Genomic DNA, 26,464 nt, shown 5'->3' with positions numbered 1-26,464 from the left:
TGTCTTACCTGAAATGAGAGTAGGGGAAAGAACAGTTGCAGCGCAGTGTGCAGACTAAATCTCACCCCTCTTCAAGCTCATCCCTTGCCATTCGTCTCATCGACCATCGATAACATGCCTTGTAGCGTCGCTGGAATGCTGCGCGGATCCATAAACATCACCTTGCTGCTATCGCTCTTACCAACGGTTGTCCCCATTTCCAGATAGTTCAATGCCAGCAAAACCCTTCCTGCTTCTGCTGCACGGGGATCAGTGTTGAGTGCTTGAGTCACAATTTGAATGGCTTCTGCGGTTGCTTGAGCACGCAGCACCTGTTGCTGTCGCTCTGCCTGAGCTTTGAGAACAATGCTCTTTTGCTCTGCCTCTGCCCCCAAAATAACCGACTTCTGCCGCGCCTCCGCATCCAAAATTTGAGATTCTGCCTTACCCCGCGCCGAATTGACCGCCGATTCTCGATCGCCCTCAGAGGTGAGAATAGCTGCCCGTTTGCGCCGCTCTGCCGCCATCTGCAATTCCATAGAGTCTTGCACCGCTTTCGAAGGAATTAAGTCTCGCAACTCAACGCGAGTCACCTTGACGCCCCAAGGATCGGTTGCGGTATCCAACTCGTGCAGCAAAATTTCGTTGATCTGCGATCGCGCGGTAAAGGTTTCGTCCAACTCCAATTTTCCCATCTCTGCCCGGACTTGAGTCAGCACCAAATTTACCATGGCAGAGTGGAGGTCTTGCACTTTGTAGTACGCCTTCTCAATATCTACAATGCGCCAATACACCACCGCATCAACGGTAATTGCAACGTTATCGCGAGTAATGCAGTTTTGTGGTGGAATATCCAGAACTTTCTCTCGGATAGTTTCTCGGTAAGCTACTCGATCGAAGACCGGAATCACAAAATTGAGTCCGTGGCTCAGCTTGCGATCGTAGCTCCCCAAGCGCTCAACCAACTCCTCGTTTCCCTGCTGAATAATCTTGACGCTCGAAATCGCGCCACCACCCACTACCAAAGCAATAATCCAACCCCACATAAGATTGAGTCTCCTAAATGTTAGTAAAGCCAGCGTAAAACCGGCTGTTTCTTAAAATTCGTGGGGGAGCACCAACAGCGTTGTGCCCTTACGTCCTACGACATAGACCCGTTGATGAGCCGGAATGATCCCGCTTGTGGCTTCACATCGAGCCGCCCACGAATTTCCTTCATAGAGTACCCGCCCAGTCTTTCCGGGTAGAATTTCGGTCAAGGTTTCGGCTTCGGTCGCGTCAAGCTTTAGGGCAGCTTTGCGGTTGACAAACCGCCGAGACCAAAAAACCAGCCCCACCGACAGCACAATCCACAGAAAAACCTGAAGACCGAGTGGTAGAAACCCTGCCACCGCAGACACCGCGATCGCGCTCAGCCCCATAACAAACGCAATAAACGCAGTTGGCAAAACAAGCTCAACCAGGCAGAGCAACACCCCTGCCACCAACCAAACCATCGTTGGATTTGTCGCTAACCAATCCATAGTTGAATTTAGCACCATACGAATTTAGACCATGATGAATGAAAAGCCATAATTTAAAGAGCGCGCCACCTGTAAAATCGCTGGTATAGTAGTGAGGCTTTTCACAGAAATGGGCAAGGCATCGGGTAAAAACGCGGGGTATTCAACCAAGTTGCGGTGTCTAATCAAACTCCTACACTGTGATACACCTTCTTCCTCACTTCTTCCGCAACTAAGTATTTTGGTGGGTCAAACCCCTTAAGATACTGTTCCCCAGTTGATAGGTTCTGGTGTCCCCATCCTAGCCGTGCATTATGAAAACCCCCAGCAAACTTAACGATCGCTCTAGTTTTTCCTATCCTGTGTCGATGAGTGCCCTGCCGACCTCTGAAGGAACTGCTGCTCGCTCAAGCTCCTATCTTTGGGCAGTTGGCTCAACGGTTGCCCACCACCCTACCGGCAGCCGCATTGAGGGCGATCGCTACGAGATTATGGCTCCTCATGTGTGGGTCGATAGGCAGCCCCACCACGGACCAAACTCTCCAGAGTTTTTTGAAGATGATGTGCTAGCCTACCTTTACTTGTATCCCTACCGGCTCCATGTGCCAGAAGTGTACGGCTTTTGCAAAGACGACAAGACCGGAGAGGACATTTTACTGCTAGAGAATGCTCCCCTCACAGCGGCAGGGGAACTGCTGCCCTCGTTGGTGCGATCGTGGCATGGAGCTACGGCAGTGCGGCAAGCCTACTGGCTGTGGCAAATGCTAGAGCTTTGGATGCCATTTTGGAAGCTAAATGTCGCTTCTAGTCTATTATCGCCTGAAAATTTGCATGTTGAAGGCTGGCGGCTCCGCGTCAGAGAACTGATTCAAGATCAAGACCCCCAGATTGGACGCTCAATCGCTTCGGTTTCAAAGCCGTCGTTGGGGCATTTGGCGCAGTGTTGGTCTCTGCTGTTGCCCGATGCTAAAGCGGCGATCGCAGAGCCTCTACAAGCCCTCTGCGAGCAAATTCAAGCCGACGCAATTGGCTATCCTCAAGTGGCGGTGCAGCTTAACCGGCTTTTGTTGGAACAGTCTGCCCGCTTGCCCTTACGCTTGCAGGTGCAGGGAGCAACTGATATTGGGCGGCGGCGATCGCACAACGAAGATACCTGCTATCCGCTGACGGCAACGGGCGACCCCCTGCACGATGATCTCACGCCTCGCTTAACGATTGTGTGCGACGGCATCGGCGGGCACGATGGCGGAGAAGTTGCCAGCCAGCTTGCGGTGCAAGCCCTGCAAATGCAGGTTAGGGCGTTGCTAACAGAGGTTGCAGAAGAGCCAGATCCGGTGTCTCCAGAGGTGATGGCAGAGCAGTTAGCGGCGATCGTGCGAGTGGTGAATAACGTGATTGCGGCTCAAAACGATGCTCAAGATCGCGCTGCTCGCCGCCGCATGGGTACAACGCTGGTGATGGCGCTTCAAATTCCCCAACGGGTTAAACTGCCCGACGGTGCGATCGCTGCCAACGCCCACGAACTTTACCTTGTCAATGTCGGCGACAGCAGAGCCTACTGGATAACGCCCGAATATTGTCATCAACTCACCGTGGATGATGATGTGGCAGTGCGCGAGGTTCGCATGGGTCGAGCGGTGCGCCAAGAGTCGATTGCCCGCCCTGATGCGGGTGCCCTGACTCAAGCACTTGGCACACGAGATAGTGAATACCTCCATCCGGCAGTGCAGCGATTTGTGCTCGAAGAAGACGGAATGTTGCTGCTGTGCTCTGATGGCTTGAGCGACAACGACTTGGTTGAGCGATCGTGGTCAGACTATGCCGAACGGATTCTCCGAGGAAAAGACTCTTTAGAATCAACCGTACGATCGTGGCTAGCCTACGCCAACGAGCAGAATGGGCATGACAATGCATCGATCGTCTTAACCTACTGCCATGTCTCGTCGTCGCTTTCGGATATCCGCGTTCCTATTGTGCCTCCTGCCGTCGATCTGCAACTCACCGAGACTGCGCCCGTCGAAAGCGTTGATGTTCCCGTAGCGAAACCGCGCCGTTCAGGGTTGTTGCTCTGGTTCATCGTCTTTTTGGTGCTGAGTGGAGCCGTTGGGCTTGGCGTTTGGTACTTGGTCAACCCGGCTCAAGTTCGGCAAGTAGGTGAGCGCATCACAAACGAGGTGCGCGATCGCATTCCAGACACGTTTCTTAAACGTTAGGAAGAAGTCCCCACCTGTGCAAAGATAAAAAAGCTGTCTTTGTTAATTTAGGTCTAGCTGCTTGTGGTTAAGGCTGCTGATAGGGGTACGTTACACATTATGGAAATTGGCGCACGGGTTCGGGTTAAGGAATCGGTTGTGATTTATCACCATCCCCAACACCGAAATCAACCGTTTGATTTGCAGGGTGAAGAAGGGGAAGTGATTGCGATCGTCACAGAGTGGCGTGGTCGTCCTGTCAGCGCAAATTTTCCTGTTTTGGTCAAGATTGGCACAAAGCTACGGGTTCACCTACAAGAAGCCGAGCTAGAAATTATTTGATCGGTTCGGCAAAACCAGCCGCATCGCTTGAGATTGCCGCGAACTTGGAACACTTGGAACAATGGGCGGCAATTTTTTGTGAGGAACTCAACGACAGCCTGCTTGATCTACACGCTTGCGTTGGGTGCTAAATTCAAACCCAAACGCCCCAATCGCGAGAACGCTAGCTTTTTGAGCAAAGTCGGAGTTCTCGCACTAAGTACTCTAAAAAGACGTGAGTTCAGCAGAGTTGCTGGGCTGCGATCGCAACCCAGCAAACAGACGTTACCCACTTTGCACTGTCTACTCCACCTCTTTAATCCGGGTTTTGCGTTCCATAATTTCCTTCAGCACTAACGTCACCACCGCAAGCAAGGCAAGCAACACTGCCGCAGAATAGGCAGCTTCGGTTTCGTACTGCTTGTAAGCCTCTTCTACATACAACGGCAAACTCTGGGTTTTACCTGATAAATTACCAGAGACAACCGAAACCGCTCCAAACTCACCCATTGCCCTTGCATTGGTCAGAATTAAGCCATAGAGCAAGCCCCAGCGAATACTGGGCAACGTCACCCGCCAAAACGTCTGCCAACCATTTGCCCCTAAGGTTTGTGCCGCTTCTTCTTGATCGGCTCCTGCTTCTTCTAGCACTGGAATCACTTCTCGTGCCACAAACGGCATACTCACAAACATCGTGGCTAACACCATGCCTGGAAACGCAAAGATGATTCTAATATTGTTCGATTGAAGAACATCGCCAAACCACCCTTGCCGCCCATACAGCAACACCAACATCAACCCTGCGACCACCGGTGAGATTGCAAACGGAAGATCGATCAGACTCAACATAAACGACCGCCCTCGAAATTGCCGCCGTGCCAGTGCCCAAGCGGTACACAAGCCAAAAATTGTATTTAACGGAACTGCGATCGCAGCCAGCATTACCGTCAGCCGCACCGCCTGAATAAAATTAGGCTGGGTCAGGTTTTCTATAAATGGACCAATTCCGTTTTTAAAGGCTTGATAAAAAACATTTGCCGCAGGAATATACAGCACCAGACCCAGATAGACGATCGTAATGCCAATTAGCAAAGTCGGAACCCAACTCTTGCGCTTGGCATCGGCTCGTTTCACTAGACGGGGCGAAGGTGCGATCGTACTCATTTCTGTTTGTTCTCCTAAGATCAAAGGCTGCTCAATGTCCAGGCATTTTGCCCAACCCCGTTTCATATCGCCGACCCCAGGCTTGCAGAAAGTTAATTGCAAGCAACATCACCAGCGAGATCAGCAATAGCACCACACCAATCACAGTCGCACCTGCATAATCGTATTGCTCTAGTCGCTGAAAGATCAACACTGGCGCGATCAGATCTGCAAATGGTGTATTGGATGAAATAATCACAATCGAGCCATACTCACCCACTGCCCGTGAAAACCCTAGGGCAACGCCTGTTAGAATAGCCGGCATCAACGGCGGCAACACCACCCGCCGAAACGTTTGCCACGAAGAAGCACCAAGGCTCCAAGCGGCTTCCTCTACTTCTTTTTCCATTTCTGCCAACACAGGCTGCACAGTGCGGATGACAAACGGCAGCGAGATAAAGACCATGGCGATGCCAACGCCCAAACGTGTAAAGGCAATCTTGATCCCAAAGGGGGCAACGAGCGAACCGATCCAGCCGTTGTCGCTGTACACGGTTGCTAGGGTCAATCCGGCGACTGAGGTAGGAAGTGCAAACGGCAAATCGACCGAGGCATCAATGATGCGCTTGAAGGGAAAGTCGTAGCGCACCAGTACCCAAGCGATCAGTGTCCCAAAGATGCCATTCACCAAGGCTGCAATCACAGAGGTGGTGAACGTAATGTCGTAAGTTGCCAAGGCTACTGGGCTTGTGGCAATGCTCCAAAATTGGGCAGGACCGACCGTAGACGCCCTTAAAAACATCGCCAAGGTAGGCAGCAGCAGCATGACGGTTAGATAGCCCAGCATGATCCGCCATGTCCACGGCATCTGAGTTAGCGATCGTATCAAGAAGTTCCCCTTGGAAACGGTTTCGGGTGTGCCTTGGGCAGAAGTCATTGGTTACACTCCAACGGAAGCAAAGCTGTCTAAAGACCCACAAGCAAGAACGGTTAAGCAGGCTCGCTTGCGGGCGAAACCGCGATTAAGCGCCGCGAATCTGATCAAAAATTGCACCGTCCTCAAAGAATTTTTGCTCTACTTCGTCCCAGCCACCGAAGTCTTTGATTGTTGTTAACGTCTTGATAGGTGGGTATTTATCGACGTTTTCTTTTTGGTTTGCAGTGGCTTCATCAAGGGGACGGTATCCGAGTTTGATGAATTCTGCTTGCGCTTCTGGGGTGAAGAGAAATTTGGCAAATGCCTCTGCCACTTCACGGGTTCCATGTCGGTCTACATTTTTATCCACGATCGCAACGGGCGTATCAATCGAAACGTTGATATCTGGCACGATATAGTCAAGGTTTTCGCCTTTCTGGTTTGCCAAAATCACTTCGTTCTCATAGTTGATTAAAGCATCCCCCTGACCCTGTTTTGAAAATGCATCCATTGATTCTCGTGCATCTTTAGAGAGTACCGCGATATTTTTGTAGGCTTGGGTCACAAATTCCCGCGCTTTTGCTTCATCATTACCGTTTGTTTTTAGAGCATAATCCCACAGTGCGATAAAGTTCCACCGTGCGCCACCAGACGTTTTTGGGTCGGCTGTGACCCACTTCACGTCGCTTCGTACCAAATCCGCAAACGACTTGATGTTTTTAGGATTGCCAGGGCGCACAACAATCACTGCCACTGTTTTTGCGACCGTTCCACCATTGGGAACCTTGGTTGCCCAATCTTGACTAACGAGACCTGTTTTAGCCAGCTTTTCAATATCAGCGGAGAGTGCCAAGTGGGTGATGTCAGCGTCTAGCCCATCAATCACGGCGCGAGTTTGGGAACCAGAGCCGCCGTAACTTTGCACAAAGATGACGGTCTGACCTTTTTCTTGCCGCCACTGCTCCACAAATTTTGGAATGATGGCATCGTGTGCTGCTTTGGGAATGGCGTAGGCTACGAGGGTAAGTTCTGCGGTTCTACCGGTGCTTGCAACAGGGCTAGCGCCTCCCGGAGCGGTAGATGTAGAGGCATTATTGTTTCCACACGCTACGATCGCAACACTCAAGGTTGCCCCAAGGAAAAACAGCGCAACAAAATTTCTCACTGACCGTCGCCCCAACACCGTTTGGTAAGCCTGGGCAACGCCTGCCCGAAAGCCTATCCATTGTCTTTCAATATTTTGCCTCAACTGCATGGTCTCTCTCCCTTAAACTACGGTAAGTAGCTGTAATTACCGTATTATGATTGCTTATCAATCCTACTGGGGAATTCTGCAAACTGCAAGGAAATACTCCTGCTTCTTGCTCGGTTTATGGGGGTTTAAGCTATTGCTGAGATCAGCAGCAGAGTCGGATGTTGTTTAATCGAGCATTTACTCAAGGGTTTAATTTATCAAGCAACGCTAACTCTAGAAGATTTGGGAAACTTACGGTTTGCAAACTACGAAGATGTTTGAGGCGAAATCTCCCCTCTGAATCTACCCCTATTGATTGAAGATGCGACATGCTGCCCTTCTTACACTCAAGGATGTAGAAACTGCCTCATAAACAAGGGCTTGATGACACTCAACAGACATTACCCGCGATCGCATCCATATTGCCTTGCGATCGCGGATAAAGCAAAGCGCACTCATTCGAGCCTAACCATAGGCATCTATAACTAATTACTTGCTTGATAAACCAAATACTCGATTTAGATAAAGCGACGTGGAGACAGTTCAATGACCTCATCAAATACAAACAACAACCAAACCAGTCAAAATAGTAGCGATCGTAAAATTCGGTATGCTGTGGTTGGGTTGGGCTGGTTTGCTCAAGCCTCCGCACTGCCAGCCTTTGCTCAAGCGGAAAACTCAGAATTGACGGCGCTAGTTTCTGGTGACCCTACCAAGCTAAAGGAACTTAGCCAAGAATATGGCGTGCAGCATACCTATTCCTACGGAGAGTATGAGGATTGTTTAACAAGCGGCAACGTAGATGCAGTTTACATTGCGCTACCCAACCATCTGCACTGCGAATACACGGTACGAGCCGCTAATCAAGGCATTCATGTGCTGTGTGAAAAGCCGATGGCCGTGACAGAAGCCGAGTGCGAGCAGATGATTTCTGCGTGCAACAGCAATGGTGTGAAACTGATGATTGCTTATCGCCTCCATTTAGAAGAAGCAAATATGCAGGCAGTTGAAGTTGTAAAATCGCGCCAAATTGGTGAGCCGCGCATCTTCAATTCAGTATTTACTCAGCAAGTTGAGGAAGGCAACATTCGGCTTGAAGAGGAAAAAGGCGGCGGCACTTTGGATGATATTGGAATTTACTGCATCAATGCCGCTCGTTATTTGTTTCAAGATGAGCCGATCGCAGTTTTTGCGACCCGTGCAACCAACGGAGAGGAACGATTTCAAGAAGTGGCAGAAATGACCAGCGCCATTTTGCGCTTTCCTGGTAATTCCTCAACGGGCAGCAATGCCGAACGCCTCGCAACGTTTACCTGTAGCTTCGGAGCAGCAAAGGTCTCAAACTATCAAATCGTAGGGACAAAGGGCGATTTGCAGGTTGATCCAGCGTATGGTGCTCAAGGTGAAATTACTCACACCCTGACGATCAAGGGCGAGAAAGAAGAGCGATCGTTTGAATCCCACGATCAGCTTGCCGCAGAGTTTGTTTATTTCTCAAACTGTATTTTACAGAACAGAGACCCAGAACCGTCTGGAAAAGAAGGGTTGATCGATGTTCGGATTATTCGTGCCCTTTACCACTCGATCGAGACGGGCGACTTTGTTCAGCTTGAGCCGCTTGATCGCGATCGCCGTCCTGCCGGGGATCAAATCATTGAGCGTCCTCCTGCTCAGCAGCCGCCAGATCTAATTCACGCTGCTACCCCTTCTGGCGAATCTTAGGAGATGCACTGCATTTGGGTCAATAAAATTGCCAGGGGAAACATTGGCATGTATACTTCACCAAATGATTTTGTGAAATGATTTTGGATGTAGGTAGCTGTTTATGTCGTCGTCTTACTTGTTTCCCCGCCGATCGATTATCAAGTGCAAAGCCAAAATGCATTTATTAACGGATTCTTTAGTGGGCGCAGCGGTGATGCCGTTGGATGAAGCTTTGTTGAATGAGATCGCTGAGACGGCGTTTCGGTGCGATCGCTACTCAACATTGCCTTATGCCCATCAACCCAGTGTGAAGAAAGCGATCGAGAGCCAAGTAGCGGCTGAGGTGGTGATTCAGTACAAGCGGATCAAACTTCGGCAACATAATGCGATCGTGCAACAGTTGAACGCATTACTTTGAATAATGCAATTTTTCCGACTTTTCTAAACTGTTTTCTAAGAAGCTCTAGTTTTTCACTGGAGCTTTTTTTAACACATGAGTTCGCTTGCCGTTACTCCGTGCAATTGCTTGGGAATAATTACGGGGTCAGGGTTGCGCCTTTACCAAAAATTAGCCTCAACGCAAGGCAGTCTCGTTAGCTCTACGGAGTCATCTTCCTTGCTTTGCCGTTCAGGTGGCAGCCTTGCACCGTAGCCCACCTATTCGCTTTGCAGTGTTCTTATGACAGTGCGTAACCGACAACTTTTCTTGCTGGCATGTCAGATCAGCCTCCTCTGTGCCTCTGCGATCGTGCATCCACCCAACCGCGACACCAGCGAAAGAGCCGATGCGATCGAGGTGTCTGCCCAACTGCGGCAACAGGTAAACCGTCAAGCACCCAAAACTACTACAGCTTTGGTGGGCAAGCCAGATGCGCCGACGATCACAGAATTGATTACCCTGCTCAAAAATGACAAAGAAAAGCTGTCTGTGCGGTTAGGCGCGATCGCGGCTCTCGGTCGGTTAGGAGCCGATGCTAGACCCGCCGTTTCTACCCTTGCAAAAGGAACGACGGCTAAGCAAAAAGTCCTTCAGATTGCTACCCTAGATGCCTTAGCCAAGATCGGTGCTGCTGCCAAAGCCGCTGTTCCTGACGTAGTAAAAGCCCTCAAAGATGATGATGAAGAGGTGCGTGTTGCGGCGGCTCGTGCCCTGGGCAGCCTGAGCAGTTTTCCAGAGATCACCGTTCCGAGCTTGATCGAAGCCTTCGATGATCCTAGCAAAGCGGTACGGGTGACGGCGATCGACGCGATTTCTAATTTAGGAACTGCCGCAAAGCCAGCCATTCCAGAACTGATTCAGGCGTTATCAACGGCAGAGCTAGACGTGCGCCTCGCCACCATTACCGCCCTCGGCAAACTAGGAGCCGATGCCAAATCAGCCACCCCCTTTCTGGCCCAAGCGCTCAGCGACGCTAACACCGATATTCGGCTCAAGGCAGCGAGCGCCCTCGTCAGTATTGGAGCGGAAGCAAGTCCAGCCGTTCCTCAACTTGTGCGGGCGCTGAGCCACGCCGATGGTAGAACGCGCGCCTTTGCTGCGATCGCATTAGGCAGAGTTGGCAGCCCCGCCAAAGCCGCCGTTCCCGACCTGACTAAAGCGCTGCCCGACCCCGAAAAAGATGTGCGGCTGCAATCTGCAACGGCATTAGGACGCATAGGGCTAGAGGCACAAAACGCTTTGCCTGAATTAGTCAAACTGCTGAGCGATGAAAATTCCGAAGTGCGGCTGGGTGCTGCCAATGCGCTCCGGTTGATTGCCGCTAGTCTGCAAGATAAAGCGCCTTCTCTGTCTGTCGTCGAGATTTACACGGCGTACACCACGTTAGAAGGTGCGTTGCCGCTGTTGGAAAATCCCAGCGCTCGACTCAATGAAGAATTGGTGATCTCGGTGCGCCGCTCGATCAGCGTTCTCAAAAACGAAAAAGACTCTCGCCCGTTTGAGCGCGTGGTTGAGTGGGGGCAGGCAAACCCGGCGATCGCGGGGGCGCTGCTCTATCTCGTGGGCATGCCTAGCCTCTGGTTTGCCCTGTTGCTGGTGCGCCCCTCATGGCTGCTGAAACTCAACAATGCCCTCCAGCCCTATACCGACTTTGAAATTCCCATTCCCATGGGCAACAGCATCAAAGTTCCGTTGCGGTTTGTCTTGTTTGTTGGCTGGTTTCACTATCATCCCAGGGTACTCGATGCCTGGGTCAATCAGCAGATTGCCGGAGCGCGAGAAGGCTTTGCCCATAAAAACACGGTCAGCGATCGCAAGGTTTACATCCCCATTCCCGTCGTTTTAAACGGCAACACCGTTCCAGAACTTGCCAACAACGATCTACACACCACCTTTTGGGACGGGCGGCAGTGTCTGCTCATTTGGGGCGAAGGGGGCATCGGGAAAACCAGCTTGGCGTGTCACCTGGCAAAATGGGCAATGGCGGATCAAAAATCTCATCGGCTTTGCCATCACCGCATGTTGCCTGTGCTGATCGAGCAAGAGCTAGACTTCAAACTTCCTGAGGGCAAAAATCCGTTTAGGGAAGCGATTCGCGGACAAGTGCAAGCGCTGATCGATGCTTCAGAGCCGATCTCAGATGACTTTTTAGAAAAACTCCTGCGGCAGCGTCGCATTTTAGTGATTGTCGATCGCTTGTCAGAACTGAGCGAGGAAACCCGTCAGCAGATTCGCCCTGGGCACCCAGACTTTCCAGCAAATGCACTGATCGTCACCTCGCGGGCAGAAGAAGTGCTCGACGAAGTGCCCAAAACCACGATTAAACCGCTCCGCATTGAAGGCAATCGCCTATCCTCGTTTTTAGAGGCGTACTTGATGCAGCGCAGCAAACGGGAACTCTTCACCGATTCTGAATACTTTGATGCCTGTAGCCAACTGTCAAAAATGGTGGGTCAGCGTCATATCACGGTGCTGTTAGCAACGCTCTATGCTGAACAAATGATCGGCAAAAAAGAAGGCATCAACGATGAAAGTGCATTGCCCGATAACATTCCCGATTTGATGTTGAGCTATTTAAACGAATTAAATCGCGACACCCCAGACGATACGCCAGACAATCTCACCGTCCACGAAGACGCGAAAATTATTGCCTGGGAGTGCTTGCAACAATACTATCGTCCTGCTCCTGCCAAGCGCGATGTCATTTTAGCCAAGCTGCGATCGTCGTCTGCTTCGCAGCGTGAATTGCCCTCTGGCAGCGAGGAAGAATCTGCCAAACTTCGGCTCAAGCATTTAGAAAAACGTCTCCGGGTTGTGCAAGCACTCGGTCCGGCGCAAGACCAAATTTGCTTTGCGCTCGATCCGCTTGCCGAATGCTTAGCCGCGCTTCATCTTGTAGATCTGTATGGCAGCGATAAAGCGCTGTGGGATGAGTGGCTGATGTTTGCCGACGCGGTGCCTGGCGCACCAGAGAGCATTCAAGGCTTTCTCTTGGCAATGCGCGACTGCTGCCTCACCCGTGGGTCAGAAATCGACATTCCCGATTATGTGTTGGGTGAATTGGGGCAGCGAGTGGGGCTAAGTGCTGAGACCTTACGAAAGTCTCAAGTCGAGCAGCGAATGCGCCGGTTGACGCCGCTCTTGTCTACCGGAGACACGATCGCGCGATTAGATGCCATTCGAGAACTAGGGGAACTGGGCGCAGCCGCGAAAGGAGTGTTGCCAGCGCTGGTGCGAGAACTGCAAGATCGAGATTGGCGCATTCGTCGAGAAGTGGCTTGGTCGATCGGGCTGATTGGGTCAGAGGCTCGCATGGCGATTCCAGCGTTGATCGAGCGGTTGCGCGATCCTGATCGACGGGTGAGTGGAGAAGCGATCGCAGCCCTTGGCAAGATCGGCACCGCCGCTTTGCCTGCCTTGATCACGGCGTTAGAATCGCAGCCTGCCTATGTTCGCAGCACTGCTGCCTGGGTGTTGTCTAGTTTCAATGCCGCTGCAAAACCTGCTATCCCCGCCCTGACTGCTGCCCTGAGAGACGACGATTGGCAGGTGCGCTGGGTGGCTGCCTATGCGTTGGGCTGCATCGGTCCCGATGCAAAATCGGCAATTCCGGTTTTGATCGAAGCGTTCCGAGGCGAGTATGAACTGGTGAGCAAAGAGGCAAGTCGCACCCTTTGGCGCATTAGCGGAGAGGCAGAAGCGATCGTGGCGGCACTAGGGGATATAGGGCGTGGAAACGACCGAAACTGATAACTTATTTGCTGCGGTGGTTCAGTTTCCTCTATTCGGTGGGGGGCGGCTCTGTTGGCGGTAGATCTTCGGCAAACGCAGCGGGCCAAGGGCGAGTCATGGTCTCATCTTCTCCTAACCCATCTGCCAGCAACTCATCTGCTAGCAAGTCATCTAGCACTAGCGAAATGGTAGACAAGTTGGAGACCTGCGTCACATCTTGCAACACCGCGATCGCAGACTGATAGCGCTTCTGAAAGTCGTAATGCACCATTTTGGTCAGAATGGCAGCCAGGGCAGGACTAACGATCGCTTTGTCCCGCCATTGAATTTCTCCGGTCTGCGGGTTTTCCTTGAGTTGGCTGGGCGGCAATCCAGTGAGCGCCTGAATGCCCATCATGCCCACCGCGTAAATATCGCTGTTAAACCGTGGGTTGCCAGCACACTGTTCTGGAGGCATATACCCTTGTGTGCCAATGCCGATCGTTGCCGTAGACGGAATATCACTGTCGATGATTTGATCGTGCAGCGCTTTCACCGCACCAAAGTCAATGAGCACAAGCTTGTCGTCTGACTGGCGCTTGATCACATTGCTGGGCTTGATGTCTCGATGAATCACATTTTTGCTGTGGACAAAACTGAGGACTTCTAAAAGCTCCTGCAACACTTCGACAATGCGCGATTCGGGCAGGTGTCTCCCCAACGACAACTCCTCACTGAGCGGCGGACCAGGGATAAATTCTTGCGCTAAATAAAATTCTTGATCTTCTTCAAAATAGGCTAAAAGGCGCGGAATTTGATCGTGCTCTCCCAGCCGTTCTAGGGTCTCTGCTTCCGCCTGAAACAAGCGGCGTGCTAAACGCAGATGCTTTGGGTTATTTGTGCTGGGGCGCAATTGCTTCACCACGCATTGAGGCGCACCCGGACGCTGAATATCTTCTGCAATATAGGTTTCCCCGAAGCCACCAGAGCCAAGAACTTTTGTAATTTTGTAGCGCCCTCCCAAGTTTTTGCCCAAAATTTCGAGTTCTCGCTCCTGCAACAGATCTTTAAACTCGTCTTGCCCACTCATCATTTCTTGCACTAGGGGCGAGCGGGAATAGTGCTTGAGCGTCTTGCGAAACCGCTGTTTGTTGCGATGGTCACGGGTCAGCCCGGTTCCCAGGTAAGACACTCCGGCTAATGCGATCGCACCCATCGGAGCCGCGATCGGCACCAGCATCGAGGCTTGGGTCAGCAACACGTAGGTCACGCCAGACCAAGAAAGCGCGATCGCCAGTGCCCAGCCAAATCGAGCGACTGGATGCTTGGCTTGATGAGGCAGCACGCTAGCCCCGATCACCAGCAACGATACGGCTAATCCCGCGATCGCTGGGTTGGGAAACGCTGAGGGCAGGGAGCGGTTTTGCAGCAGCGCCGCGATCGCATTGGCATGAAGCTCCACTCCGGGCATGATCCCAAAGGGCGTATTCAGTTCATCTCCAACCCTAGACGCCACCGGACCAATCACCACGATTTTGTCTTTGAAGATGCTCCCCTGCTTAAGATAGTCATCGTTCCAGTTCTCTGGCGATAGCACTGTCCAAAACGGGACTCGCTGAAACGTTCCGGCTCTGCCGTAAAAGAAAATACTGTCTCCCTTTGGTAGCACAGATGGGATGCCGCCTGCTTTCAGCGTTGCTTGGGCAAACGAGCTAATATTTTCTGCTTTCAGTAACTTCATTCCCTCCGACTCTTCGCTCAGAAACGCCTGCCCAAACCGATGCACCCGACCATTTGGCTCTAGGGGGAACTTGATCAATCCCAAAGAGGCTTTGGCAGTCCGAAATGGGCAGAACGGCAAACTAATGCGAGATTGCTCTCCCTGTCGCTGCTCTAGCTCATCTAAATCAACAGCGAGGGTGACTCGCCCATCGTAGCGTTGCAGCACCGCTTGCAGTTGCTGATCATCGTCTGAGACAAGAATGTCATCATTTGAGCAATCGGCAGAAGACTGACTGTCGCGCCCAAAGCTACTGGGCAAATCCCAGCGAATATCCACGGCAACGGTTTTTGCCCCTGCTTGCATAATTTTGTCGATCGCTTGGGCATAGGTCGCCCGTCTCAACGGCCAACTCGACCCTGAAAGCTGCAACAATGACTCGTCATCCACCGCCAAAATCACGATATCCTCAGGGGGCGCAACCGTTCCCCGGACGCGCAGCATCACACTTTGCGCCTGCCGCTCCCAGGCTTGCACGGGTGCAAAGTGGGTGGCGATCGCAGATCCAGCCGCGATCGCCCAAAATATCATCAATCCATGACCCAACTCGGTCAACCCCCACCCCGATCGCGACCCCTGCTCTGATTGCGTTGGGGCTGCCTCGTCGTCGGGCAGGGTCACCGTGTGATTGGGCACAGTAGGCGGAGTCGGAGCCGTCGATTTCAGCACTCCTGAACGTAGCGTCAACGTTAGCGAGTGCAGAAAACCGGCTGATGTTCGTTTCTTAGCCATGGGCAGTTTAGGGAGCAATTTCTATCGTTGGGCAACGGATCGCGGTGATAACAATTCACCTAGACTCCAGCAAGAACGGGTCTTTTAGAGCCTTACTCTTTACTTTATTCCAATCATAGGCTGCGCTTCAGGTAAATCTTAAGGCTGCCCACGGATAATCTTTTTTCAAGAATTTGTAATAATTAAAAAGTAAAGAAATCTATCTATAAGGTGAGGAATTTATTTGATTGATCGCAGTTCACTTTATTGAAAAGGTCTGCCCCAAGCGCTCGTCTACCTTGCCTTCAAAATGTTAGAAAATCCTTCGTCTGTAATTGGCGCTGCCAAACTCGACCGGATCGCCCTCTATTTTTCTGCTATCAGATTTTATATCGTTTTCCTATCCCCTTATTTTTCAGTTCTTGTTCTGACTCATCAACTTCTATTTTGGCAGCAAGGTTTTAGGTCAAAGGGGCGAGGGGGTGCCGTTTCGTTCAGAAGGGCTTTATCGGTCAGCTATTTCACATGACTGGCTTGGATTGGGGACAAATACCATTTCCAATTCGATTCAGTTTCGTGTTCTCCCTTGTTTTCCGTTGCTAGAATTAATTACTCACATGCTTGTTTCTACAGATTCTGAGTCTAAACCATCTATGCGTTATTTAATGAACCGTCTATCGATATTTGTAGACGGCAATAATATGTTCTATGCTCAGCAAAAAAACGGGTGGTTCTTCGATCCAAAACGGGTACTTGAGCATTTTACGACTGAACGAGGCGTTGAGCTAGTGAATGCATTTTGGTACACCGGATTAAAAGACCCCCAAGACCAGCGCGGCTTTCGCGATGCCCTGATTAGTCTTGGCTACACCGTCAGAACTAAAATTTTGAAAGAATATTATGACGATTCATCGGGGCGCTATTCCCAAAAAGCCAATCTTGATATCGAAATTGTGGTGGATATGTTTAACACGGTCGAGCAGTACGATCGCGTTATTTTGTTTAGTGGAGATGGCGATTTTGAGCGAGCAATCGAGTTTTTGAGGTCAAAAAACACTCACATTACGGTCGTTTCTACTGAAGGCATGATCGCCCGCGAATTGCGAAATGTCACCGATCGCTATATTGATCTCAATGATATTCGAGCCAAAATTGAGAAATCTGAATATTAAAACCGTCTATTTTCTACAGTAAACATTTCTAAACGCCATAAGTTTCATACTAACGTCTAGAATAAGGGCTTAAGATTGCCATTATCCAGCGTGTTTGCTCGCCTTGCGGATGGCAAAAAACCGCCAGGTTGCGGGGCAGCATTGCTACGACTATTCTCTATCCCCTATTGGAGCTATGAACGTTCAATCACAGTCTAAGCGAATTATCATTTTTGACACGACGTTGCGTGATGGCGAGCAATGCCCAGGTGCAACCCTTGATGTCGATGAAAAACTGACGATCGCACGGCAACTCGCGCGGCTCGGCGTTGATGTGATTGAAGCGGGCTTTGCTTACGCAAGTCCGGGTGACTTTACAGCGGTGCAAAAAATTGCTCAAGCGGTTGGGACGGCGGATGGTCCGGTGATCTGTAGTTTGGCACGGGCAATTCCCAATGACATTAAGGCTGCTGCCGAAGCGCTTAAACCGGCGGCAAAAGGCAGAATTCACACGTTCATTTCTACCTCAGATATTCATCTGGAATATCAATTAAAGAAGACTCGCGGCGAAGTGTTAGCGATCGCAGAGGAGATGGTTGCCTACGCAAAGTCGTTTGTGGAAGATGTCGAGTTTTCTCCGATGGATGCTGCCCGCTCTGATCCGGCGTATTTGTATCAAGTGTTAGAACGCGCGATCGCATCGGGGGCAACCACGATCAATATCCCCGACACAGTGGGGTATATGACGCCAAGCGAGTTTGGCGATATGATTCGCGGCATCAAAGAAAACGTGCCGAATGTCGATCAAGCGATTATTTCGGTTCACGGTCACAACGATTTGGGCTTGGCGGTGGCGTGCTTTTTAGAAGCGGTCAAGAATGGCGCGCGACAGCTTGAATGTACGATCAACGGCATTGGAGAGCGCGCCGGAAATGCGTCTCTCGAAGAATTAGTGATGGCGCTGCATGTCCGCCGCCAGTATTTTAATCCGTTCTTGGGTCGTCCGGTGGCGTCGGACGCGCCTCTAACGCAAATCAATACTCAGGAAATTTACAAGACCTCCCGCATGGTTTCGACCTTGACGGGGATGCTCGTGCAGCCCAACAAAGCGATCGTGGGGGCAAATGCCTTTGCCCACGAGTCGGGCATTCATCAAGACGGAATGCTGAAGAATCGGCAAACCTACGAAATTATGGATGCTCAAACGATCGGGCTAACCCAAACCTTACTGGTGTTAGGCAAGCATTCCGGTCGCAACGCCTTCCGCACTCGCTTGAAAGAACTAGGCTATGACCTCTCTGAGCAAGATTTGAATAAAGCCTTTGTGCGGTTTAAAGAACTGGCAGACAAGAAAAAAGAACTCAGCGATCGCGACTTAGAAGCGATCGTCAACGACGAAGTTCAGCACGTTCCCGAATTGTTCCGGCTGGAATTAGTGCAGGTTTCGTGCGGCAATCGCTCTTGCCCAACGGCAACGGTTTCGCTGACCACCCCCGATGGCGAAGAACTGACCGATGCGGCGACGGGAACCGGTCCGGTCGATGCGGTATACAAAGCCATCAACCGCGTGGTGAATGTGCCCAACCAACTGATTGAGTATTCGGTGCAGTCGGTGACGGCGGGAATCGATGCGATCGGGGAAGTGACGATTCGGTTGAAATATGGCGGCTCTTTTGGGGTTGTGCCCGCCAATCGCATCTTCTCTGGACATGCAGCCAATACCGATATCATCGTGGCGTCGGCGCAAGCCTATGTCAACGCGCTGAACCGTTTGTATGCCTCGTTGCAGCCTGTCGAACCCGTGGCAACGCCGGTTCGCTAGCACCGAGACAGAACTTAACGCTTCCTTCTACAGAACTTCGTTCAATGGTATTTTGGGGTGGTTTATCACTGCCCCTTTTTAATGATCTTCTAAATGTTATGCAAGACGATTTGTTGCGCCGAGAGCAAGATTTTCACGATCAGTGGGCAAGCACGATCGACATCGACGGCATACGAGTTAAAGATTATTTTGAAGCCTGCACCGCTCCTGAAAATCGTTTTATCTTAAGACAATTGGGCGATGTCCGGGGTAAATATCTGCTCGATCTCGGTTGCGGGGCAGGGGAGAACAGCGTTTATTTTGCACAACTCGGCGCGCGATGCATGGCGACTGACTATTCGTCTGGCATGGTGGAGGTGGCGACCCAGTTAGCGGCGCGAAACGGAGTGCAGGTTGAGGGGAAAGTGATCAATGCGATGGCGATCGATTTTCCTGACAACACGTTTGATATTGTTTATGCATCTAATTTGCTGCACCACATTCCCGATCCGAAACTAACGCTGCACGAAATGCATCGAGTGCTAAAACCGGGGGGCAAAGCCTGCTTTTGGGACCCGTTGAAGCATAATCCGGTGATCAATGTCTACCGCAAAATGGCAACCGAAGTGCGAACCGCCGATGAAACGCCGCTAGATATTAACCTGGTGAATTACATTCGATCGCTGTATTCACAAACCCATTACGACACGTTTTGGATCGCCAGCTTGTGGATTTTTCTGCAATTTTACCTGATCGAGAAAGTGAACCCCAACGAAGAGCGATACTGGAAAAAAATTATCGTTGAGCAAGCCAGGCTAGAAAAAACCTATCTCAACTTAGAAAGGCTCGATCGAGTGTTGAAAAAGCTGCCGTGGATGAAACGCATGGCGTGGAACGTGGCAGTGGTAGCGACAAAATAAGTTTGGGTAAGCATTGAGAGCGATGATTCAGCATAATCGAAGGTGGCGATCGTGGGGAATGTATGGGGTCTTAAGTGCGATCGCACTAATTATGCTCATTCCTTTGGTGTGGCTCGTCAGCACATCTTTTAAGTCACCCACGGAAAATATTTTTCAGTTTCCACCGCAGTTAATTCCCGTGCAGCCAACGGTTGAGAATTTTGTGACCGTTTGGCAAAGCAATCCATTCGGGCGCTATTTGTTTAACAGCACATTGGTTTCTGTGCTGACGGTAGCGTTAAATTTACTGTTTTGCTCTCTGGCAGCTTACCCATTGGCAAGGCTTTCATTTAAGGGTCGAGAAATTATTTTTAGCGCGGTTGTTTCGACTATTCTGATTCCCTTTCAGATTGTCATGATTCCCCTGTATGTTTTGGCGGTCAAGCTCCAATTGCTCAATACATATCTAGGCGTTATCTTTCCAGGAATCGCCTCTGCATTCGGAATTTTTTTACTTCGCCAAGCTTTTCAAGGCGTTCCCAAAGAGCTTGAAGAAGCCGCGCGGATGGACGGCTGCTCAGAGGTTGGGGTGTGGTGGCATGTCATGATTCCCTCGATTCGTCCGGCGTTGGTGACGCTGGCAATTTTTGTGTTTATCGGGTCGTGGAGCGATTTTCTATGGCCTTTGCTCGTGTTAGATCGTCCTGAACTATTCACCTTGCCCCTCGGCGTCGCTAACCTAGCTGGCACATTTACCTTAGACTGGCGATTGATCGCCGCCGGATCGGTCATTTCGATCGTGCCAATTCTAATGTTTTTTGTGGCAATGCAGCACTACATCGTGCCGACCGAATCGGGCAGTGGGGTTAAGGGGTGAGCCGCCTATCGCTTTGCGATCGCTTCAAAGGGTTCGCTTCCAAGCGGGCTAGGAATCCAGCCTTCGAGGCTTTTCCGTTGCGCTAACAATGGCTCAGCATGCACGATCGGTAGCCTGACCGCTTCCCGATGGATAATTTCATCAACTTGTGCATATAGCTTGCCTCGATCAGATTGCGCTGATGCAGTTCTGGCTTGTTCTAAAAGTTGCAGCACCTGCTCGTTTTTCCACTTGCCGATATCATTTGTGCCGTCAGGACCAAAGTGGGGATAGTAAAACGTGTCTGGGTCGCCATAGTCGCCAATCCAGCCCATCATAAATGCCTGATAGCCTGGAGGTTTGATGCGATCGCTCAGATAAGATGCCCAATCTTTGGTCTTGAGGTTGACCCGAATTCCGACCGCGCTGAGGTCTGCGGCAAAGGCTTCTGCGATCGGCTTTGGCGTTGGAAAATAAGGTCGCGACACGGGCATATACCACAGATCCAAATCAAACCCGTTGGGGTAACCCGCTTGAGTGAGCAAGTCTTTTGCCTTTGGCGGATTGAACTCGTAGGCTGGCAGGTTTGCCCCTTTCGCCCAATCAAACGTCTGCGGCACAAAGTGAGCATCGTTAACTGCCGCCCCTTGCCAAAACGCTTGGACGATCGCTTGCTGATTGATGGCATGAGCGATCGCGTGTCTGATCCGCACATCTGCAAAGGGCTTGTAGCTCGGATTTAACGCCAAATAGCCCACGTTAAACGAGGGACGGCTGATGGCTGAAAGGGCTGTATCGCGCTCAATTTCAGCTTTTTGATCGGGCGCAAGATCAACGGTAAAATCAAGCTGCCCGGCGCGCAACTGAGCCAATCTGGCGCTGGCATCGCTGACAAATCGCATCACAAGCTGATTGGTTTTTGGCAACCCCGCTTTCCAGTAATCGGGATTTTTTTCGAGAACGATGCGATCGCCGCTCCGCCATTCTTTAAACACAAATCCTCCCGTTCCCACGGCTCCCCCTGCCGGAGTTCCGTAGGTTGCCCCGGCTTTCCTAATGGCGGTGGGACTGGCAATGCTGAAATAACTTGATGCGATCGCAGACGGAAACGCCGCAAACGGTTGCTTTAGCACAAACTGAACGGTAGACCCATCTACCGCCTTGATGTCTTGAATCAGCGAGGTTGGTTCACCTTTATAGCCGCCAAATATCTGACCCCAAATTTCGTACGTCTTGCCAGCATTGCGAAACCCGTTTGGATCATTTTTGTCCCACCAGCGATCGAAGTTAAAGGTGACAGCTTCAGCATTAAAGTCTGTCCCGTCGTGAAATTTAATGCCTGAGCGCAACTTAAAGGTATAGGTTTTACCATCGGGCGAAGCCGCCCAACCTGTGGCTAAGCTTGGATCTAGCTCGGTTGTTCCCGGTTTAAATTCAATCAAGCGGTTGTAAATCTGGTTGTGAACCACCAATGAATTTCCATCGGTGACGTTGCCTGCTTCTAGATTGACAGGTTGCCCCCCAGAGCCGTAAATCAGGACACCTGCCGAGGAAGTAGACCCCTTTACATCTGGGCTTGAGGCGTTTTGCGAGGTGCAGTTGGTCACCGCGATCGCAAGGACAAATAAGCTAGCGAGAACGCCAATCCGCCAAGGCTTTGAGGGAAAAAAAGAAGATAGGGTGCGTCGTGCCATTGTGTGTTTTTATGTGTCTTACTCTTAAAGCCAAGATCGTAAAGCCAGGATAGCGGTTTCTAGAGCAGGTTTAGCATCAGTTCAGTTCAGCATTAGTTCAGCATTAGTTCAACATTTGAGATGCAACAATTGAGATCCAAGATTATATGAGATTCAAGATTATACCGTTTCTCAACAGTAGATTAGAGAACCAATGTAACGGATTAACGATGGATTGATGCTGGATTGATTATGGATTAGCGGGGATAGTGAAACATATCGATTTCCTCCCAAAGCAGCGCTAAAGGAATCCGCTACATCCGCTACCAAATCTGCTGTCAACCAGAAATTTTAATAACTTACAGGTTCATTTAGTGTTGTCTCTCATAGATACCTTGCGATTCTAAATTCTTAACTTCTGCCGAAAATAACACGACCCAATTTTACTGCTAAAACGGTAACTTCGTTGCTTAAATCTTGTTCCTAATAGCCCAAATCTTCTTTAAGTATTTTTATTCGCCAGATGTCCAAACTTTTTGATTACATAGATGTTCAATTACAATCGCGTGCCAATATTCGTTACTGATCATACAAACTTAAAGCGTCGTCGCTTGCTATCGTGAGAAACTGTGCATCTTAAATTGAATCTGTCAGCAGTGCATGTTGTCATCTCCTAGAGGCTACGACGAATGAACCTTTCAGCAATTATTTTGCTCGCTTTAGGGCTAGGAATCGGCTTTGGAGCAACGGTACACGCAGCATTTCCAACGTGGGTCACGCCATTAAATGCTTACTGCTTAGCTCCGTTGGGGCAAGCTTTTCTTCGCCTCATTCAGTTTGTGGTGGTTCCCATCGTTTTTTCCTCGCTGATCATGGGGCTAACGCGAGTGCAGAATGCGGCTCAGGTGGGACGATACACAGCAAAGTTATTGTCGGGTTATGTCCTTACCAGCGCGATCGCAGTTGGGGTGGGGATGATGACGGCAATCATTTTGCATCCTGGGGTTGGGGTGGAAGGGTTTGCGTTGGATCAAAGGGCTGAACCTGCGATCGCGCCGAATCTAATTGATTGGTTGGTGAGTCTAATTCCGGTGAACCCACTAGCCGCGCTTAGCAGTGGAAATTTGCTGCAAACCATTTTGTCTGGAGCCTTGATTGGTGTTGGCATTCAGCAAGCCGGTGAGAGAGCAAAACCGTTTTTGGCGTTTGTGGAAAGTATTTACGCCATTAGTGAAAAAATTTTATTTTTTATCCTATATCTTGCTCCCGTTGGGGTTTTTGCGCTGATTAGTTCGGTCATTGCCGAGCAAGGATTGTCGATTTTGGGGCGGTTGATTACTTATATGGTGAGCGTCGTATCTGCGATCGCACTGATGACACTGCTCTACGGGCTACTCTTGGGACTTGTCAAGGGGAAACCCATCCATTTTTTCCGAAGCTTTTTTCCGAGCTTTTCTCTCGGGTTTGGTACAGCAAGTTCTAATGCAGCCCTCCCGGTTGCGCTCAGCAATGCCGAAGATTACGGCTTATCGCCTACGATCGCCAGCTTTGCCATTCCGCTTGGCACTGCCCTAAAACGAGACGGGATGGCGCTTGGTCAAGCGATCAATGCGTTGTTTGTGGCTCAGTTATTTAATGTGCCGATCACCGCCAGTTTGCTCTGTGCGATCGCGCTGAGTACGCTCCTCGTGTCGTTCAGCACGGCAGGTGTTCCGGGCGCAGGCATCGTCATGCTGACAACCGTGTTGACCGCCGCCGGATTGCCCCTAGAAGGCGTCGCAATTTTGGCAGGCGTTGATCGCTTGATGGACGGTTTTCATACCGTTTTGAACTTAATGGGAAATGTCGCAAATGCAGTCATTCTAGAGCGTTGGGAATCAGGCGTAACCGCCTCCAGCCCTACTAAAATGGTGCAGATAGACGAACCTGAGCGATCGCTGTCCTCGGAGATTTTGTAACCCTCTCCCTTGAGAACCCTGGGACTGTTTCCCCCGCTTTAGCCCCGTCCCAAAATTCTGTTCTTTTTCTGACCAAGGGATAGCTTAAAATCTTACGTTAGAACATTGATCGGGGGTCTGCATGACAGCAGCACTGCTTGTTGGGATGGGTCAATACAAAGATCCAAGTTTTAGCGCATTGCCCGCCACGACACAAGATGTCGCCGCCCTGCAAGAGATGCTGCGGCATCCAAACATTGGTGCCAGTCGCGCTTCAGAAGTGCTGGCGCTAAGCGATCCTCCAGACTTGTCATCCCTGCGCTCTGCCTTAGAAACGCTCGCAACCACCTGCCAACCTACCGACGTTGTTCTCTTTTACTTTTCTGGGTATGGCATTGTCGATGACCAAGGGCACTTATTTTTAGCAACAGGCAACACCCAGCGCTCTCAGCTTGAAGACACAGCCCTGTCGATCGCAGAGTTGCAACAGTACTTGGATCATCACTTTCCATCGCAGCCGCAAGTTGTGATTCTCGACTGCTGCTTTAGAGGGGCTTATGCTCAAGGAATGGTTGCCGCTGCCGACATTGATCAGATCGGGCAGCAGATCAGCAGTAAACGTCGCGTTTTGCTTACTTCTCCGTGGTCGCTCGACTATTCCCCTAACCAAAAATCGGCGCTCGTTTCGACGTACACGCAATATTTGCTGAATGGCTTAGCCACCGGCATGGCTGACGGCATGGGGCATCGCAGCCTCAATGGAGACGTGACCACCATTGAGTTGCATGACTATATCTGCGATCGCATGGCAACCGATTTGCCTGCGGCTCAGCCCAGATTCTACACCGCAGGACAAGGGTACGAAATTGTGATCGCGCACGCTCCCTATCTCGACTTTCGCCAAGAAGCCCTGAGTTTGGCAAGCCGAGGAGAAATTTCTCTCGTCGGACATCGAATTTTAGATGAACTACAGCTACGCCACGGGATTTCAGATGAAATTGCCCGTGCGATTAAGCGAGACGCCATCAAGCCCTACCAACTTCAACGGGATAAGCGCAAACAGCTAGAAGACCTCCGCGCTGAAGTGACGCAACGCGAAGGACAACTCAGCGACAATACCCAAACAGAGTTGATGCGGTTGCAAGAAATCTACGCCTTACAACCGGGTTCTAGCTCTCCTCCTCCAAACCTGTCTCCTTACCCTGAAATGGGCGCAGCAGGAGTGGTAGATTCTCAGCAAACCCTCGCCCCCTTACCCGAACCGCCTCCGCCTGACCCCAACCCGCCCGAAGTGCCGCCCACCGAACTCGACAGCCCCACCGAACTCGATAGCCGCCCACCTTCCCGCCTAGAACGGGTGAATCAGTTTTTTCAAAATCGCAATTTGCCCCGCGATTCGGTTTCCGATGGTTGGCTGATTGCGATCGCGGCTCTTGCTGTGGTGGGGCTGCTCGGAGCCGTCTTATTTTTGCTTTTTCAGACGCTCACTCCCCGGTCTGCCAATACGCTCAATAGCGCCGAAGACTTTTTTCAAGAAGCATATCGCAGAAGCCAAGAGCGCGATCGTCAAGGCGCGATCGATCACTACACCCAAGCCATTACGCTCAATCCTGACAATTCAAATTTTTACTACAACCGAGGCATCGAGTTTGCCAAAGCGGGGAATCACCAGCAAGCGATCGCGAACTATGACCGTGCTGTTAACCTCGATCCTGCATTTGCCGATGCCTACTTCAACCGTGCCAACGCTTATGTCGCATTACGGGACAATCAGGCTGCCGTTCAAGACTACGAGCAGGCGGCACGATTGTATGGTCAGACTATGCCTGACGAACGCCAACGCGCTCAGAACGCCGCTAAACGATTGCAAGGGCAGTAACGTTCGGTAGAAGAACTGAAGCATTGATCTAAAAATCGATGTCATCAAAGAGTGATCTCATACCCAATTGATTTTTCACTGCGACAGATCCTCGACCCCGCCTGCCTACGGCACCCCCTTGGGTCAGGAGGGACTTTTCGGCTCCCCTTCTGACTGAGGAGGGGTTGGGGGAGGTCGCACGTCTGTAGCATTTACAGATTCATTTGGTATCAACTGGGCGGCTGCGATCGCAGCCCAGCATTTCTTTAGGGAATGAAAGTCGTGGTTAGGGAATTCTTTAGATTCTTTTAAGTACGGGGAATGGGCGTTGGAAGGGATCTAAGGTGAGATGGAAAAAGATGTTCTTTTGATCACAATTTGATCCGCATTAGCGTGGGCGTGGTCATTTGGTCATTGAACCCTGACCTCGCTTAAGTGAAGCATCTTTTTTCTCTACTTTTTCTCTACTGTTAGCATCGACCTATGCCTAATTCTGAGAAAAGCGACTTCTGAAATGTTTCGTAAGAACTCGTGTCGGAAAGAAGAGGATGCTAAACTAACAGTATTCATCACAATTCCGACCAATTTACCGGAAATAGTTCTCGTTTTGGTAATGGGCATCTGTCGATTGGGTTGCCGATTACCAATTGTTGTCTC

18 protein-coding genes are annotated in these 26,464 nt (G+C 50.7%); 11 read left to right on the top strand and 7 right to left on the bottom strand.

Translation table 11 applies throughout. From position 1 onward, the window contains the following. Nucleotides 1-77: 77 nt before the first annotated feature. Together GS601_RS10105 and GS601_RS10100 are read right to left on the bottom strand one after the other, a co-directional pair. On the bottom strand, nt 78-1,025 hold the full coding sequence (locus GS601_RS10105; RefSeq protein ID WP_162423146.1) for an SPFH domain-containing protein: 948 nt from the start codon (nt 1,023-1,025) through the stop codon (nt 78-80). Between the two features lie 51 nt (nt 1,026-1,076). Then, a complete protein-coding gene (locus GS601_RS10100; RefSeq protein ID WP_238393192.1) occupies nt 1,077-1,502 on the bottom strand; it encodes an NfeD family protein in 426 nt (141 codons plus the stop codon). Between the two features lie 293 nt (nt 1,503-1,795). Between GS601_RS10100 and GS601_RS10095 the strand changes: the two genes are divergently transcribed. Further along, nucleotides 1,796-3,694: a PP2C family protein-serine/threonine phosphatase gene (locus GS601_RS10095; protein ID WP_162423145.1), complete on the top strand. Its 1,899-nt coding sequence runs from the start codon at nt 1,796-1,798 to the stop codon at nt 3,692-3,694. 63 nt (nt 3,695-3,757) lie between these two features. Beyond that, nucleotides 3,758-4,015 carry a ferredoxin-thioredoxin reductase variable chain gene (locus tag GS601_RS10090; RefSeq protein WP_338017007.1) on the top strand — a complete coding sequence of 86 codons (258 nt, stop codon included), beginning with the start codon at nt 3,758-3,760 and terminating at the stop codon, nt 4,013-4,015. Between the two features lie 282 nt (nt 4,016-4,297). On the opposite strand, the gene cysW is transcribed toward GS601_RS10090, so the two are convergent. The 3 genes from cysW to GS601_RS10075 all read right to left on the bottom strand — a co-directional run bounded on the left by cysW (nt 4,298) and on the right by GS601_RS10075 (nt 7,308). Then, on the bottom strand, nt 4,298-5,224 hold the full coding sequence (cysW, locus tag GS601_RS10085) for a sulfate ABC transporter permease subunit CysW (RefSeq protein WP_338017006.1): 927 nt from the start codon (nt 5,222-5,224) through the stop codon (nt 4,298-4,300). Beyond that, nucleotides 5,190-6,074, bottom strand: coding sequence for a sulfate ABC transporter permease subunit CysT (cysT, locus tag GS601_RS10080; protein WP_162423144.1), 885 nt, complete (start codon nt 6,072-6,074; stop codon nt 5,190-5,192). Before cysT ends, cysW begins: the two co-directional genes overlap by 35 nt. 85 nt (nt 6,075-6,159) lie before the next feature. After that, nucleotides 6,160-7,308: a sulfate ABC transporter substrate-binding protein gene (locus tag GS601_RS10075; protein WP_162423143.1), complete on the bottom strand. Its 1,149-nt coding sequence runs from the start codon at nt 7,306-7,308 to the stop codon at nt 6,160-6,162. Between the two features lie 525 nt (nt 7,309-7,833). Here GS601_RS10075 and GS601_RS10070 point away from each other — a divergent pair. From GS601_RS10070 to GS601_RS10060, 3 genes are all read left to right on the top strand, one after another. Continuing rightward, a complete protein-coding gene (locus GS601_RS10070; protein WP_162423142.1) occupies nt 7,834-9,009 on the top strand; it encodes a Gfo/Idh/MocA family protein in 1,176 nt (391 codons plus the stop codon). A gap of 157 nt (nt 9,010-9,166) precedes the next feature. Beyond that, nucleotides 9,167-9,409: a hypothetical protein gene (locus tag GS601_RS10065; RefSeq protein WP_238393191.1), complete on the top strand. Its 243-nt coding sequence runs from the start codon at nt 9,167-9,169 to the stop codon at nt 9,407-9,409. 261 nt (nt 9,410-9,670) lie between these two features. Beyond that, the gene (locus GS601_RS10060) at nt 9,671-13,180 is read left to right on the top strand and encodes a HEAT repeat domain-containing protein (protein WP_162423140.1); all 3,510 of its coding nucleotides are present in this window, start codon (nt 9,671-9,673) and stop codon (nt 13,178-13,180) included. Between the two features lie 31 nt (nt 13,181-13,211). On the opposite strand, the gene GS601_RS10055 is transcribed toward GS601_RS10060, so the two are convergent. Then, the gene (locus tag GS601_RS10055) at nt 13,212-15,653 is read right to left on the bottom strand and encodes a serine/threonine-protein kinase (protein ID WP_162423139.1); all 2,442 of its coding nucleotides are present in this window, start codon (nt 15,651-15,653) and stop codon (nt 13,212-13,214) included. 644 nt (nt 15,654-16,297) lie between these two features. Between GS601_RS10055 and GS601_RS10050 the strand changes: the two genes are divergently transcribed. The 4 genes from GS601_RS10050 to GS601_RS10035 all read left to right on the top strand — a co-directional run bounded on the left by GS601_RS10050 (nt 16,298) and on the right by GS601_RS10035 (nt 20,360). Then, a complete protein-coding gene (locus tag GS601_RS10050) occupies nt 16,298-16,804 on the top strand; it encodes a LabA-like NYN domain-containing protein (protein ID WP_238393190.1) in 507 nt (168 codons plus the stop codon). A gap of 175 nt (nt 16,805-16,979) precedes the next feature. Then, the gene (locus tag GS601_RS10045) at nt 16,980-18,605 is read left to right on the top strand and encodes a 2-isopropylmalate synthase (protein ID WP_162423137.1); all 1,626 of its coding nucleotides are present in this window, start codon (nt 16,980-16,982) and stop codon (nt 18,603-18,605) included. A 98-nt stretch (nt 18,606-18,703) separates the two neighbouring features. Further along, on the top strand, nt 18,704-19,504 hold the full coding sequence (locus tag GS601_RS10040; RefSeq protein WP_162423136.1) for a class I SAM-dependent methyltransferase: 801 nt from the start codon (nt 18,704-18,706) through the stop codon (nt 19,502-19,504). Nucleotides 19,505-19,526: 22 nt separating this feature from the next. Continuing rightward, complete coding sequence (locus tag GS601_RS10035; RefSeq protein ID WP_162423135.1) at nt 19,527-20,360, top strand: carbohydrate ABC transporter permease; 834 nt, start codon at nt 19,527-19,529, stop codon at nt 20,358-20,360. Nucleotides 20,361-20,365: 5 nt separating this feature from the next. Here the strand turns inward: GS601_RS10035 and GS601_RS10030 are convergent, their stop codons facing one another. Beyond that, nucleotides 20,366-22,033 carry an ABC transporter substrate-binding protein gene (locus GS601_RS10030; protein WP_162423134.1) on the bottom strand — a complete coding sequence of 556 codons (1,668 nt, stop codon included), beginning with the start codon at nt 22,031-22,033 and terminating at the stop codon, nt 20,366-20,368. 668 nt (nt 22,034-22,701) lie between these two features. Here GS601_RS10030 and GS601_RS10025 point away from each other — a divergent pair. After that, nucleotides 22,702-23,970, top strand: a complete 1,269-nt coding sequence (locus tag GS601_RS10025) for a dicarboxylate/amino acid:cation symporter (RefSeq protein ID WP_162423133.1) — start codon at nt 22,702-22,704, stop codon at nt 23,968-23,970. Nucleotides 23,971-24,091: 121 nt separating this feature from the next. Beyond that, nucleotides 24,092-25,828, top strand: coding sequence for a caspase, EACC1-associated type (locus tag GS601_RS10020; RefSeq protein WP_162423132.1), 1,737 nt, complete (start codon nt 24,092-24,094; stop codon nt 25,826-25,828). Nucleotides 25,829-26,464 lie beyond the last annotated feature (636 nt).

The sequence above is a fragment of the Myxacorys almedinensis A genome (genome assembly GCF_010091945.1).
GTDB classification, from domain to species: domain Bacteria; phylum Cyanobacteriota; class Cyanobacteriia; order Leptolyngbyales; family Leptolyngbyaceae; genus Myxacorys; species Myxacorys almedinensis.
This window is presented reverse-complemented; position numbering and strand designations above follow the sequence as displayed.

Coding starts and splice junctions, on each gene's coding strand:
- GS601_RS10050 (WP_238393190.1), top strand. CDS start 16,298: ATGAACCGTCTATCGATATTTGTAGACGGCAATAATATGTTCTATGCT.
- GS601_RS10060 (WP_162423140.1), top strand. CDS start 9,671: ATGACAGTGCGTAACCGACAACTTTTCTTGCTGGCATGTCAGATCAGC.
- GS601_RS10055 (WP_162423139.1), bottom strand. CDS start 15,653: ATGGCTAAGAAACGAACATCAGCCGGTTTTCTGCACTCGCTAACGTTG.
- GS601_RS10020 (WP_162423132.1), top strand. CDS start 24,092: ATGACAGCAGCACTGCTTGTTGGGATGGGTCAATACAAAGATCCAAGT.
- GS601_RS10040 (WP_162423136.1), top strand. CDS start 18,704: ATGCAAGACGATTTGTTGCGCCGAGAGCAAGATTTTCACGATCAGTGG.
- cysW (WP_338017006.1), bottom strand. CDS start 5,224: ATGAAACGGGGTTGGGCAAAATGCCTGGACATTGAGCAGCCTTTGATC.
- GS601_RS10045 (WP_162423137.1), top strand. CDS start 16,980: ATGAACGTTCAATCACAGTCTAAGCGAATTATCATTTTTGACACGACG.
- cysT (WP_162423144.1), bottom strand. CDS start 6,074: ATGACTTCTGCCCAAGGCACACCCGAAACCGTTTCCAAGGGGAACTTC.
- GS601_RS10035 (WP_162423135.1), top strand. CDS start 19,527: ATGATTCAGCATAATCGAAGGTGGCGATCGTGGGGAATGTATGGGGTC.
- GS601_RS10095 (WP_162423145.1), top strand. CDS start 1,796: ATGAAAACCCCCAGCAAACTTAACGATCGCTCTAGTTTTTCCTATCCT.
- GS601_RS10070 (WP_162423142.1), top strand. CDS start 7,834: ATGACCTCATCAAATACAAACAACAACCAAACCAGTCAAAATAGTAGC.
- GS601_RS10030 (WP_162423134.1), bottom strand. CDS start 22,033: ATGGCACGACGCACCCTATCTTCTTTTTTTCCCTCAAAGCCTTGGCGG.
- GS601_RS10105 (WP_162423146.1), bottom strand. CDS start 1,025: ATGTGGGGTTGGATTATTGCTTTGGTAGTGGGTGGTGGCGCGATTTCG.
- GS601_RS10100 (WP_238393192.1), bottom strand. CDS start 1,502: ATGGATTGGTTAGCGACAAATCCAACGATGGTTTGGTTGGTGGCAGGG.
- GS601_RS10065 (WP_238393191.1), top strand. CDS start 9,167: ATGCATTTATTAACGGATTCTTTAGTGGGCGCAGCGGTGATGCCGTTG.
- GS601_RS10025 (WP_162423133.1), top strand. CDS start 22,702: ATGAACCTTTCAGCAATTATTTTGCTCGCTTTAGGGCTAGGAATCGGC.
- GS601_RS10075 (WP_162423143.1), bottom strand. CDS start 7,308: ATGCAGTTGAGGCAAAATATTGAAAGACAATGGATAGGCTTTCGGGCA.